Origin of the sequence: Veillonella absiana (assembly GCF_032970865.1) — a bacterium.
Lineage (GTDB): Bacteria > Bacillota > Negativicutes > Veillonellales > Veillonellaceae > Veillonella > Veillonella absiana.
In genome coordinates, this window is the sequence record NZ_JAWJZB010000004.1 from 84007 (window position 1) to 96839 (window position 12833).

General features: G+C 43.8%; 12 protein-coding genes. 9 read left to right on the forward strand and 3 right to left on the reverse strand.

Features of this window, described 5'->3' with window-relative positions; all coding sequences use genetic code 11:
• Window positions 1–50 precede the first annotated feature (50 nt).
• A complete protein-coding gene (locus RVY80_RS04220; RefSeq protein ID WP_295189589.1) occupies window positions 51–527 on the forward strand; it encodes a YhcH/YjgK/YiaL family protein in 477 nt (158 codons plus the stop codon).
• Entirely contained in the window at window positions 520–1422 is a 903-nt protein-coding gene (locus RVY80_RS04225) for a DMT family transporter (RefSeq protein ID WP_295192459.1), read from the forward strand. The genes RVY80_RS04220 and RVY80_RS04225 overlap by 8 nt, the downstream gene beginning before the upstream one ends.
• Before the next feature lie 125 nt (window positions 1423–1547).
• Here RVY80_RS04225 and RVY80_RS04230 read toward each other — a convergent pair whose 3' ends face one another.
• The 3 genes from RVY80_RS04230 to RVY80_RS04240 form a co-directional block, all read right to left on the reverse strand.
• A complete protein-coding gene (locus RVY80_RS04230; RefSeq protein WP_317329761.1) occupies window positions 1548–1817 on the reverse strand; it encodes a hypothetical protein in 270 nt (89 codons plus the stop codon).
• Window positions 1818–1858: 41 nt separating this feature from the next.
• Window positions 1859–2083: a hypothetical protein gene (locus RVY80_RS04235; RefSeq protein WP_295192463.1), complete on the reverse strand. Its 225-nt coding sequence runs from the start codon at window positions 2081–2083 to the stop codon at window positions 1859–1861.
• Between the two features lie 273 nt (window positions 2084–2356).
• Window positions 2357–3778: an aldehyde dehydrogenase family protein gene (locus RVY80_RS04240; protein WP_317329762.1), complete on the reverse strand. Its 1422-nt coding sequence runs from the start codon at window positions 3776–3778 to the stop codon at window positions 2357–2359.
• Between the two features lie 715 nt (window positions 3779–4493).
• Between RVY80_RS04240 and RVY80_RS04245 the strand changes: the two genes are divergently transcribed.
• The 7 genes from RVY80_RS04245 (at window position 4494) to RVY80_RS04275 (ending at window position 12609) form a co-directional block, all read left to right on the forward strand.
• Window positions 4494–5963: an anthranilate synthase component I family protein gene (locus RVY80_RS04245; RefSeq protein ID WP_295189603.1), complete on the forward strand. Its 1470-nt coding sequence runs from the start codon at window positions 4494–4496 to the stop codon at window positions 5961–5963.
• On the forward strand, window positions 5964–6530 hold the full coding sequence (locus tag RVY80_RS04250; RefSeq protein ID WP_317329763.1) for an anthranilate synthase component II: 567 nt from the start codon (window positions 5964–5966) through the stop codon (window positions 6528–6530). It abuts the gene before it with no gap.
• Between the two features lie 132 nt (window positions 6531–6662).
• Window positions 6663–7682, forward strand: coding sequence for an anthranilate phosphoribosyltransferase (gene trpD, locus RVY80_RS04255; protein ID WP_317329764.1), 1020 nt, complete (start codon window positions 6663–6665; stop codon window positions 7680–7682).
• Between the two features lie 134 nt (window positions 7683–7816).
• Window positions 7817–9427 carry an indole-3-glycerol phosphate synthase TrpC gene (gene trpC, locus RVY80_RS04260; protein WP_317329765.1) on the forward strand — a complete coding sequence of 537 codons (1611 nt, stop codon included), beginning with the start codon at window positions 7817–7819 and terminating at the stop codon, window positions 9425–9427.
• Entirely contained in the window at window positions 9424–10623 is a 1200-nt protein-coding gene (gene trpB, locus RVY80_RS04265) for a tryptophan synthase subunit beta (RefSeq protein ID WP_295189614.1), read from the forward strand. Before trpC ends, trpB begins: the two co-directional genes overlap by 4 nt.
• Window positions 10616–11407: a tryptophan synthase subunit alpha gene (gene trpA, locus RVY80_RS04270; RefSeq protein WP_295189617.1), complete on the forward strand. Its 792-nt coding sequence runs from the start codon at window positions 10616–10618 to the stop codon at window positions 11405–11407. The genes trpB and trpA overlap by 8 nt, the downstream gene beginning before the upstream one ends.
• Window positions 11408–11586: 179 nt before the next feature.
• Window positions 11587–12609 carry a nicotinate-nucleotide--dimethylbenzimidazole phosphoribosyltransferase gene (locus RVY80_RS04275; RefSeq protein ID WP_295192473.1) on the forward strand — a complete coding sequence of 341 codons (1023 nt, stop codon included), beginning with the start codon at window positions 11587–11589 and terminating at the stop codon, window positions 12607–12609.
• Window positions 12610–12833 lie beyond the last annotated feature (224 nt).

Below are 12833 nucleotides of genomic sequence, written 5' to 3' on the forward strand. Positions count from 1 at the left end.
TGATATAATACAGATAGATTATTTCGTAGTTTACATAGGAGAATGAATATATGTTTTTCTCATCCATCGAAGCAGATTATACAAAAATGGGATATCCAAAAGCCATTGTAAGAGCCTTGGATTTCTTAAAAAATACAGATGTAAAATCCCTACCAGTGGGCAGTAAAAATCCACTAGAAGGCGATAAAATGTACTACAATGTGGACGAAGTGATGACAAAGGATTTCTCCGAAACAAAACCAGAATCCCACAAGGATTATATTGACATTCAGTTTATGGTGGATGGCGAAGAAAATATGGGATTCTTTGTGAATCATGGTCAAGCAACGCCGCTTGAGTCCTATCCAGAGCGTGATTGCTATTTCTATGCGAATGAATCCATTGATGAAGGTCAAATCTATTGTCCAGAAGGATTTTATGCTGTATTTTTCCCAACGGATGTGCATCGCCCATTATTGGCTGTGAAAGGAAAACAAAAAATCCGTAAGATTATTGTGAAAGTACATGTGGGTTTATTGAATGAATAAAAATCAAATTATCGGCATGGCCTTGACCATTATGGGCGGAACTTTATGGGGCCTATCTGGTACAGCGGTACAGTTTCTGGAAACTGAGAGACATATAAATGTTGAATGGCTTATTTCCATTCGACTCATTGCAGCCGGCCTATTTACAGTGATATACGCATTTATGAAAGCTCGCGGTGAGATATTTCGGGTGTTCACAAATACACAGGATACGGTGAAACTCTTTATTTTTGGCGTGTTTGGTATGGCTATGTGTCAATATAGTTATTTCCGTTCCATCATTGAAGGTGGTGTAGGGGTAGCGACTGTATTGCAGTATATTGCACCAACCATGATTATTGTATATACGTTTTTGAGATATCGAAAATCGCCAACTAAGGGCGAAGTTGTTTCCGTTATATTAGCTTTAGTGGGAACGATGTGCATCGTTTTCCATGAAGGTGTCCATTTAGAGGGCATTAATAGTGGTGTTATCTCTTGGGGGCTATTATCTGCCGTTGGGGTTGCCATTTACAGTGTGCAACCCGTCCAGATTTTACGAAAATATGGGACTGGACCTATTGTTGGGTTAGCCATGTTAATCAGTGGGATCCTTGCTAAATTATATTGGTTTGATCAAGAGTCTAATTTGGTTTGGGATGCCTGGACGTGGGCAGGCTTATTTGCGGTTATTATTTTGGGGACCGTTGTCTCCTTTAATGCGTATCTCGAAGGCATTCGTAGGATTGGATCTGTGCAGGGTTCTATTTTATCATCTATTGAACCTATCTCGGCTGCTCTATTAGGGTGGTGGTTATTAGGAAATACATTTACGGCTTTTGATGCAGTGGGCTTTATAATGATCCTGTCCACAGTTTTTATATTAGGTTATGAGAAAAGTACAATTAAATCATAATAAGAAGAAGTCTCTCTGCTGAATTTATGTAGCAGAGAGACTTCTTCTTATTATATAGGGGCGTATATTTTAAAATTTGCTGAGTATGATATTAGTAGAGTTATTACCCTTTTAATGCTTTTAATTCAGATAAAATAGATGGTAGAACCAAATCCTTGCATACGAGCAGAAGAGAAAAAGCCTAGAGGTATTGTTACATTAGAATCAGTTACAATATTGGAACCATAGCCATTAATAGAACTCATGTGGCCAGTAGACCAAGAGTTTGTACCTACACTGGTCACACCACGTTGGTTAGCACAGTCTATATTTGTACTGCCTGTTTGTACTTGTTGGCCAATAGAAATGCTACCGTCTTTTGCAGCTGCATTAAGGCCGATAGCAATACCTCCCACTGTGTTACCACCTTCACTTGGCAAATTACTATATTTTGCATCTAACCTATTTGTGATTTGGCATTGCCCCCGATAGCGATACCACCATAGTTACTCTTAGCGAAAGTACCACCTAATCCCCAAGCGCCTGCCCCTATGCCAGCCACAACTTGTTTTTGATTTGTTTCAGTTGTTACCGTTATAGTGTCAGCATGTGTAACGAAAGTTGTTGTAGTTAATGCTGCTATAGCCATAGCAGCAGATAATTGTTTTGTTGTTCTTTTCATTTTGACTCTCCTAATAGTGTCGCGCAATATGATATAAATAAAAAAATATTGCGAGCATGTAAATTATTATAAATTAAATAATTAATAAAATCAAATAAATAAAACTAAATTTAAACAATAAAACAATTACTGGTTTGAATAAAATAATACAGATATACCTATATTGATTAATGGATATATCTGTATTATTGAGGTAGATGTGGTTGTTAAATTATAAAATATCTATAGTAATAGAATTAATATCTAAGTAATCAGAGTGTAGAGCGTAGTTTGTTATTCACACGTATCAAACAAGGCTCTTTGTTGGGTAAATTCAAGCATACCATACACGCCACCTTCGCGACCGATGCCACTTTCTTTCCAACCGCCAAATGGGGCAGCAGTATCGCGAGGGCTATCGTTGATGTAAATATTACCGCTTTCAATTTGAAGGGCCACTTCAATGGCTTGTTCCTTTGGTCCCCATACAGCAGCATTCAAACCAAAGGGTGTGTCATTGGCGATTTGAAGGGCTTCCTCTAGGGATTCATAGGTAATAACCGTGAGGACAGGTCCAAAAATCTCTTCTCTGGCTATGGTCATATCGTTTGTCACATTTGTAAAAATGGTTGGTTGAATGGCATACCCATTGTCACCAGGTTCGGCCACTGGATATTCGCCGACCAACATGTGTGCCCCGCTGTCGACACCGAGTTTAATATAATCGCGCACTGTATCGAATTGTGCCTTGGACACCATAGGCCCAACGTTGATGGATGGATCCATTGGATTGCCTACTTTGTATTCTGAAACGAGGCGTTTCATGATGATTTCAAATTCAGCATTGTCCTCAGCAGGGATGAGCAATCTTGAAAGGGCCGTACAGGTTTGCCCAGAGTTGAGAAATATCGTGTTGAAACAACCGCGAACGGCCTTTTCGTAATCGGCACCTTTCAGTACAACGCAAGGGGATTTGCCACCTAGTTCAAGACTAATGTGTTTTACTGTGTTCAAACCACTTTGGGCCACTTGAATGCCCGCACTAGTGGAGCCGGTGAAGGAAATCATATTCACCAATGGATGTTCTGTGAGGGCATTGCCTACTTGGCCACCACGGCCGGTAATCATGTTGAAAGTACCAGCTGGGAATCCTGCGTCATGGAATGCCTGTGCCATGAGATATACGGTAAGAGGTGTTTGTTGGGATGGTTTTAATACTACGGTGTTGCCCATTAATAAGGCAGGGATGACCTTTTGGACCACTTGTCCTATTGGGTAGTTCCATGGCGTAATGCAGGCGATGACACCCACTGGGGCACGGTAGGTTGTGGACAATGGCATTGTTTCAACCATTGGCACTTGCGGCGCTAAATCGATGTAGGAACGAATGCGTGTGAATTGGTAATCACAGTGAGCAGTGCGCCCGAAGGAAATCGGTGCGCCTAATTCTTGGGTCTCCAGGTTTACGATATCAACAGCCATAGATTTGAAAATGGAGAGGAAGGTTTCCATTAACTCTATGCGATAGTCTAATGTTGTTTTTGACCATGCTGGAAAGGCAGCGTGAGCAGCGGCTACGGCATCATTCACGTCCTCTGCATTGCCACTAGGTACACGAGCGAAGTTTTTCATTGTATAGGGATTTTCTACATCAATCCAGTGATCGGAATGACTTGGTACCCATTGACCATTAATGTATAGTTGTTCGTAGTTCATGAGATAGTTCCTTTCCCATCCCGGAGGGGGGATGCTAATGATGTTTAACATTGATGTATTTTTAATATGGAAGTACATATCTATTTACAGTTTATTTTACCCTTACAAAGAAGGTCTGTATAGATAGTATCTGCGAGATGTAACTAAGGGCGGGTATCCTAAATGGTTATATGTAAAATATTGGTAAAATAAAATACAAATGTCTATTCGATATGGAAAAATCCTTGACATAGGTTCTATAGAACTTTATAATTGAATACATAACTTAATACTCGCCTTAAGAAACCGATGAGGTGGAGATAAAAATAGGAAATGCACTCACAGAGAGCGGGATTAGCTGAGAACCCGTAGTACGCAGCTTATTAAATGGACCACCGAGGGGATGGGGAACAGCTCAAGATTTCAATGAAATCGTAGCACGGCTAACACGCGACATGATATGTTGCTAGTGTAGTCGAGAATATATATACATTCATAGCTACTGAGCCTAGTATAGCATCACGTCACACGAGCGTTAATTGTGAGGGATATGTTAGTATCCTGCAAAGGGGAATGCCTAGTGCATTCAAACAAGGTGGTACCGCGATTTATAGAGCGTAGCTTTCACAGGGCTATCACAATTAGTGATAACGTTGGGGAGGTTCATATACAAGAACTATAGACTCGTCCTTGACTCATATTTGTCATGGGCGAGTTTTTTTATTTGGAGGTTATTATGATTAAACCGAGCGTACAAGAATTACAGGCCCTAGGCCAAGGCTATACTATCGTTCCTGTATATAAAGAAATTTTATCGGACGTGCGTACACCAATTAGCGTGTTGAAAGCATTAAAAAAGGTTTCCTCTCATACATATTTGCTGGAGAGTGCCGACAACAGTCATCACTGGGGCCGTTACTCCTTCCTTGGGTACGATTCTAAATTAGAGGTGTTCTGTAAAAATCATCAAATGACGATTAAGGGCGCTACGACACAGACGTTCCCTTGCGATAACCCAGCTGCTGAAATTCGCAAGATTTTGGCCCAATACAAGAGCCCTAAGGTGGCGGAATTGCCAACGTTCACAGGCGGATTTGTAGGATATTTCGCCTACGAATACATTCGTTACATCGAACCCGTTCTCGATTTTCCTGTGTCTGACGATGATGAAAGCACCGTCAATGACGTAGACTTAATGTTGTTCGACAAGGTGATCGCTTTCGATCATTTCAAAAATACAATCTACCTCATCGCCAATATCGGCACAGATGATTTGGAACGCAATTACAACAAGGCACAAATTGAACTGGATGCATTGGCAGAGCTCGTGGTGAAAGGCGAAGAAGCAGATATTCCTCCATGCAAATTGACATCCGAGTTCACCTCTGAATTTACTATGGAGGAATACGAAGATGTTGTGCGGACGACGCAACATTACATCAAGGAAGGAGATATCTTCCAAGCCGTTGTGTCCAACCGTCGGGAAGCGAAAATGGAGGGCAGTCTTCTCAACGCGTATCGCGTGTTGCGCACCATGAATCCATCCCCGTACATGTTCTACTTGAGTGGGCATGATGTGGAGCTCACCGGTGCATCCCCTGAAACACTGGTGAAATTAACAGATAACACCTTATATACATTCCCAATCGCCGGCACTATGCCTCGTGGTAAAAACGAAGCAGAAGATCGTGCGATGGAGGAAAAACTGATTAATGATGAAAAAGAACTAGCAGAGCATAATATGCTCGTCGACCTTGGCCGGAATGATCTTGGCAAGATTAGCGAGTTTGGTTCTGTAAATGTGGATGCATTGCATATGCTCCAACGATTCTCCCACGTCATCCACATTACTAGCACCGTGAGTGGTACTATCCGCCCAGAATACGATGCTCTCGATGCTATTGGTGCTACACTGCCAGCCGGTACCTTGTCCGGTGCCCCTAAAATTCGGGCTATTCAAATCTTACATGACCTCGAAAAGAGCCCTCGTGGCGTTTATGGCGGTGCTGTAGGATATATCGATTTCTCCGGTAACATGGACGTATGTATCGGTATCCGCATGGCTATGGCCAAGGCCGGTCGCGTATTTGTTCGTTCTGGCGGTGGTATTGTGCGCGATAGCGTTCCACAAAATGAATACAAAGAAACAATTTACAAGGCTCAATCCATGGTAACAGCCATTACCGCAGCACAGGAGGTGGAATAAATGGTATTGTTAATCGATAATTACGACAGCTTTTCCTTCAACTTGTATCAACTAGTTGGTTCCATCGATTCTGATATTAAGGTCATTCGTAGCGATGAGCTGACCGTTCAAGAAATTCGCGATTTGAAACCGAACTATGTGATTCTATCCCCTGGACCTGGTCGACCTGCTGATGCTGGCGTTTATGAAAGCCTCCTAGACGAGTGCAAAGACGAATTCCCAATCCTCGGCGTATGCCTCGGTCACCAAGCCATCGGCGAAGTCTTTGGCGGTACCGTATCCTATGCCAAAGAGGTGATGCATGGTAAACAAAGTATGGCCACAGTGGTGAAAGAATCCAAACTATTCCAAGGCTTGCCAAAGGAATTCCCAGTAGCCCGTTACCATTCCTTATCCGTCCTAGATACATCCATTCCTAGTGATCTCATCGTCACAGCCCAAACAGCGGATGGAGAGGTGATGGCCTTGGAACATAAGGACTATCCAATCTACGGATTACAATTCCATCCGGAGTCCATTTTGACACCTGATGGAGAACGAATCGTACGTAATTTCTTAGGGAAATAATATAGTTGCGTAACGCCCGATGTGTCGATGTACGTTGCGCCAATAGTGCAGAATTGCTAATTGCAGCGGGCGTTTCTAACAGCAGACGTCGGGGTAACGTTTACAAAAACGAGAATATTAGAGAGGCTCACAATGATTAAAGAAGCATTACAACAAGTGATGGCGGGTCAGGATTTATCCTTTGATGTAGCCAAAGACACGATGAATAAAATTATGAACGGCGAAGTGGCGCCTATCCAAATGGGCGGTTTCCTTACAGCATTGGCATTGAAAGGCGAAACGGTTGAGGAAATCACAGCCTTCGCTGAGGTTATGCGTGAAAAAGCAGGGGCCGTTCTACATAAAAAGGACGTGCTTGAAATCGTAGGTACTGGTGGTGATGGTGCCAATACATTCAATATTTCCACAACGGCGGGTTTTGTTATCTCCGCAGCGGGCATTCCTGTAGCGAAACATGGTAACCGTAGAGTATCCAGTAAATGTGGCGCAGCTGATGTTATCGAGGAATTAGGCGGAGCTTTTGAATTGAACGGATCACAAAACGAAGAAGTGTTGAACGAAATCGATATGTGCTTTATGTTCGCTCCTGTGTACCATAACTCTATGAAACATGCAGCCCCTGTTCGCCGTGAACTCGGTGTTCGTACGGTATTCAATATCTTGGGACCTTTGGCGAATCCAGCTGGTGCCACTATCGAATTGATGGGCGTGTACAAAAAAGAGCTAGTAGAACCATTGGCTCGCGTGCTTACCAACCTTGGCGTAAAACGTGGCGCTGTGGTATGGGGCTATGATGGCCTTGATGAAATCACAGCGACAGGCAAAACCTACATCTGTGAAATCGACAACGGGAATTTCAAATCTTACGACTTCGATCCAAAGGATTATGGTTTTGATTATGTGAAAGCTGAAGAGCTCGTTGGTGGAGATAAAACTGTGAACGCTGTTATCACCAAAGACGTGCTCTCTGGTAAAGTCGATGGCAAACGTACAGCTGTTGTATTGAACGCGGGTATGGCCATCCATTTAGCAAAACCAGAATTAACATTAGCTCAAGGCTTTGACATGGCGAAGGACATCATCGATTCCGGAAAAGCCATGGATAAATTAAACGAATTTATTACCGTATCCCAACGCGTTGCAAAAGGATAGGTCTAATATATACATAGTTATCGCCAATGAACGGATTGTTTTTCGCTAGTACGATGCATGGTGCTAATCAGTTCGCGTTGGCGAAACTGATTAGCCATAGGACTGTCGTTGGCGATAACGTGTAAGGAGTAAACATGATTTTAGATAAAATTGTAGCGGCCACAGAGATTCGCATTGCGAAAGAAAAGCAAGAGCAATCCTTTGAGGCTGTGAAGGCCGAAGCGCTAGCGTTGCCGGCCGTGCAGGACTTTCCCTTTGAAAAGGCCCTACGTGAACAAGACTTCAACTTTATATGCGAGGTAAAAAAGGCATCTCCATCGAAAGGGATTATTGCAGAGCATTTTCCATATTTGGACATAGCTAAAGAATACGAGCGCTCTGGGGCGGTAGCCATTTCTGTATTGACGGAACCGGACTTCTTTAAGGGGTCTCCTCAATATTTGCAGGAAATTGCAGCGGCAGTGAATATTCCCGTACTTCGTAAGGATTTCATCATCGATGAATACCAAATTTACCAAGCAAAAATCTGGGGTGCCAAAGCCATCTTATTGATCTGTGCTATCCTTGATGTGCCAACATTGACAAAATATCGTGAACTGGCAGATTCCCTTGGCCTATCCTGTCTCGTTGAGGCTCATGATAAAGAGGAAGTACAAAAGGCCATCCAATGTGGCGCTCGTATCATCGGTGTAAATAACCGTAACCTGAAAGACTTCACCGTAGATGTACAAAACAGCGTCCGCCTTCGTCAGCTCGTAGAAGGGGATGTAATCTTCGTATCCGAAAGTGGTTTAGAAACACCAGAGGATATTCAAGTATTAAGAGATAATAATATTGGAGTAGCCCTCATGGGTGAAACCTTTATGCGCTCCGAAGATAAAGTAGCGATGCTGAAATACCTATATGGCCCGATGACAGTGGCGATACAAGCTGATGCCAATCACGCAGTACATGGTGGGGCAACGAAAGCGGCTCATAGTGAGGCACCATCAGTAAATGGCAACACGCCATCCGTTGCGTCACTAGTGAAACAGCCATATGTGCCTCAAATCAAAATCTGTGGCAACTCCGACATCAGTACGGTAGCCACTCTTGCAGAAGAGCAACCAGACTACATTGGCCTCATCTTTGCACCAAGCAAACGTCAGGTTACGGTGGAGGAGGCAAAGGAATTTGTTGAGGCTTTCAAAATAGCTCAACAAGACTATTTAGCACATGGCAGCAAACGTTTAGCCGATACAGGGGATATTGATTTCGACATTATTGAACCGAAATTCGTCGGTGTATTTGTCAACGAATCCCTTGAGAATATCGTGCATGCCGTATCGGCTGTAGGTCTTGATGCGGTACAATTGCATGGCGATGAAACAGAGGAGTTCATCCTTATGTTAAAGGCGTTGCTAGTGGAAACTAAATTGACCGCTCAGGTTTGGAAGGCTGTAGCTATTCAAAGTCGATTAGATGCAAATAAATGGCTACACAGTAGTGCAGATAATCTCGTATTTGATGCGTACAGTAAAGATGCTCGTGGCGGAACGGGCGAGACCTTTGATTGGCAAGCCCTAAAAGGCTATCCTCGATCTTTCACCCTCGCCGGTGGATTGTCTGAGAAAAATGTGGCTCGTGCTATTCGTACAGTACGCCCAGCGATGATAGATTTAAATAGCGGCGTCGAAACGGACGGCCGAAAAGATATTACGAAAATCGAGACTGTCATGAGCCTCGTGAGAAAGGTAACACAATGAGTAACGAACAAAGCAGACATGGCTATTTTGGCGATTTCGGTGGCCAATTTATGCCAGAAACCTTGATGAATGCAGTCATCGAGTTAGAAGAGGCGTACAATACATATAAGGATGATCCTGATTTCATTCGTGAATTAGAGGATTATCATAAAAATTATACAGGCCGTCCATCCTTGTTATACTATGCAGAAAAAATGACGAAGGACCTTGGGGGCGCGAAAATTTATTTGAAACGTGAGGACTTGAATCATACAGGTTCCCACAAATTGAATAATGTAATCGGTCAAATGTTGTTGGCAAAACGCATGGGCAAGACTCGTGTTATCGCTGAAACTGGGGCCGGTCAGCATGGCGTGGCTACAGCAACAGTAGCGGCGTTGATGGGCATGGAATGTGAAGTGTTCATGGGCCAAGAGGACTGCGAACGTCAAGCGCTCAACGTGTATCGTATGGAACTACTCGGCGCGAAAGTGCATCCTGTGACAACAGGCACTAGCACATTGAAAGATGCCGTTAGCGAAGCCATGCGCGAATGGACAAACCGTATGGCGGACACTCACTATGTGTTGGGTTCCGTTATGGGCGCCCATCCATTCCCATTGATCGTCCGTGATTTCCAATCCATTATTAGCCGTGAGGCGCGTGAACAAATTTTGGCGGCTGAAGGTAAATTGCCTAGCGTTGTCATGGCTTGCGTTGGCGGTGGCAGTAATGCGGCGGGCATGTTCCATCACTTCGTGCCTGACGAAGGTGTTAAACTCATCGGTTGCGAGGCTGCTGGACGTGGGGTTGATACTGAGGAACACGCCGCAACAATGGCGAAAGGTAGCGTGGGTATTTTCCATGGCATGAAATCCTATTTCTGCCAGGACAGCGATGGCCAAATCGCGCCAGTATATTCCATTTCGGCAGGCCTTGACTATCCTGGTATCGGACCTGAACATGCGTTCCTTCGCGATAGTGGTCGTGCGGAATACGTGCCAGTAACTGATGACGAGGCAGTGGATGCGTTCGAGTATCTATCTCGAATGGAAGGTATCATTCCAGCTATTGAAAGTGCCCATGCAGTGGCGCACGCTCAAAAAATCGCTCCTACTATGAGCAAGGACGATATCATTATTATTTGTTTGTCCGGCCGTGGCGACAAGGACGTAGCAGCTATGGCGAAATATAGAGGGGTGACTATCCATGAGTAGAATTTCCGAGGCTTTCAAAAATAAGGCATTTATCCCATTTATCACGGCTGGCGATCACGGTATCGAGACCACCGAACGTTACATTCGCGCTATGGTGAAAGCTGGCGCCGACCTTCTCGAAATCGGCATTCCTTTCTCTGACCCAACAGCGGAAGGTCCTGTTATTCAAGCGGCAAGCACTCGTGCATTGTCCACAGGTGTTAAAATTGACGATATTTTCGCCATGGTGGAACGCTTGCGTAAGGGAGACGACCAACACGAAGCCATTACGATTCCATTGTTGTTCATGACCTATATCAATCCAATTTTCGTATACGGCAAGGAAAAATTCCTTACCAACTGCGAAAAGGTGGGTATCGACGGTCTCATCATTCCAGACACACCATTTGAGGAAAAAGGCGAACTCGCTGACGTAGCAAAGGCCCATGGTGTAGCTATCATTTCCTTGATTGCTCCAACCTCTGAAAATCGTATCGAAATGATTGCAAAAGAGGCGGAAGGCTTCATTTATTGCGTATCCTCCCTCGGCGTAACAGGCGTACGTAGTGAAATCAAAACGGATATCAAATCCATCGTGGACACCATCCGTAAATACACAGACGTGCCAGTAGCCGTTGGTTTCGGTATTTCCACACCTGAACAAGCAGGTAAAATGGCGTCTATCAGCGACGGCGCCATCGTAGGCTCTGCTATCGTGAAAATCGTGGCAGAACATGGCACTGAGGCAGAACAAGCCTTGGTGGACTATGTGACATCTATGAAAGCGGCAGTAGCACAAGCATAAAAATAGCTGTACAAAGTACATGATTAATTATCTTGATGATGATAATTAGTTAAAAATACTTTGTACAGCTTTTTGTTTGGGTATATAATTTAAGTATATTTCTATGGCATAAATATACTTAATTTTGCTAGTGTGATACTCATACTAGTTTGAGTAATTATAGATGAGGTTAGTAACGTATGACTCGAATGACAACGAAACAAGCGCAAGAACAAATTGCATCGCGCTGCATTATTCCCGGCAGCCTAGGCGTGTGGGAACGTTATTTTATACAACTCGTCAGTGCCTGGGGCCAAATGCCTGAGGCCATCAGAGCATTGCATTTGATATTCGGCGCTGATAATGGTATCGTCAAGGCCGGTCACATTGGTTACAGCGCGGATATCACAAAATTGATGGCTCGTGTCATGATGAAAGGCGGTACTGCTGCTACTCGTTACGCTATATTCAATCAAATTCCTTATGAGGTCATCGACGTAGGTATCAATAGTGAAAGCCCCGTAGGCCGTGATGCTAAATTTCAAAAGGGTTCCGATAACTTTCTCGAAGGCCCAGCTATGAGCCAAGAGGCCTTTGATTATGTATGGCAACAAGCTCGTGATGTTATCGATGATGCCATCACAGGCGGTGCCAATTTGATTTCTTTCGGTGAAATGGGTATCGGTAATACCACAACATCTGCAGCGGTATTAACCGTATTGACTGGTGAATCTATGGAAAGTACTGTAGGACCAGGATCTGGTGCTGATGCAGAGACCTTGGCTAAGAAAAAGAAAATCATCTCCGATGGTATTTTGCTTCATATGGATACGATGTTTCAAAATGCTTGTAGCAAACCATTAGAAGTATTGCGTTGTGTAGGGGGATTTGACTTAGTAGCCCTTACATCCGCTATGATTGCCTGCGCTGAAAGGGAAATTCCATTCATCATAGATGGCTTTATCACGGCCGTGGCCCTCGTTGCTGCCAGTCGTGTCACACGGGATGTATTGGCATTTGGTATTCCATCACATATCTCTCGTGAACCGGGCATGATTGTAGCCCTTAATGACTGCGGTTTTGAACCAGAGGACGTAACCATTCACGGTCAAATGGCCCTTGGTGAAGGTACCGGTGCCGTGCTCATGGTGCAATTGTTGAAAACGACGTATGATGCGTTTGTGACTATGACGAGCTTTGAGGATATGATGAGGGCGGAGTAGAGTATTAATTGAAGCAGATAAAGATGTAGATGCTAATAAAATATCTAGAATTATAGTCAGCAATGATGATTAATGAGAAGATGAAAGCCCACTAGCTGCAGCTAGGGGGCTTTTGCATTATTAACGTATATTGACTATTGAATTTTGATATCGGTAGTTATTGGCACGTACACCAAATCCCGTTGACATCCGCCCCTAATTTGCTATAATTAATTGATACGAAT

Bases quoted from the DNA above. Each gene is read 5' to 3' on its own strand.
- trpA (WP_295189617.1), top strand. From the start codon at position 10,616: ATGAGTAGAATTTCCGAGGCTTTCAAAAATAAGGCATTTATCCCATTT.
- RVY80_RS04235 (WP_295192463.1), bottom strand. From the start codon at position 2,083: ATGAAAAGAACAACAAAACAATTATCTGCTGCTATGGCTATAGCAGCA.
- RVY80_RS04220 (WP_295189589.1), top strand. From the start codon at position 51: ATGTTTTTCTCATCCATCGAAGCAGATTATACAAAAATGGGATATCCA.
- trpC (WP_317329765.1), top strand. From the start codon at position 7,817: ATGATTTTAGATAAAATTGTAGCGGCCACAGAGATTCGCATTGCGAAA.
- RVY80_RS04225 (WP_295192459.1), top strand. From the start codon at position 520: ATGAATAAAAATCAAATTATCGGCATGGCCTTGACCATTATGGGCGGA.
- RVY80_RS04275 (WP_295192473.1), top strand. From the start codon at position 11,587: ATGACTCGAATGACAACGAAACAAGCGCAAGAACAAATTGCATCGCGC.
- trpB (WP_295189614.1), top strand. From the start codon at position 9,424: ATGAGTAACGAACAAAGCAGACATGGCTATTTTGGCGATTTCGGTGGC.
- RVY80_RS04250 (WP_317329763.1), top strand. From the start codon at position 5,964: ATGGTATTGTTAATCGATAATTACGACAGCTTTTCCTTCAACTTGTAT.
- RVY80_RS04240 (WP_317329762.1), bottom strand. From the start codon at position 3,778: ATGAACTACGAACAACTATACATTAATGGTCAATGGGTACCAAGTCAT.
- RVY80_RS04245 (WP_295189603.1), top strand. From the start codon at position 4,494: ATGATTAAACCGAGCGTACAAGAATTACAGGCCCTAGGCCAAGGCTAT.
- trpD (WP_317329764.1), top strand. From the start codon at position 6,663: ATGATTAAAGAAGCATTACAACAAGTGATGGCGGGTCAGGATTTATCC.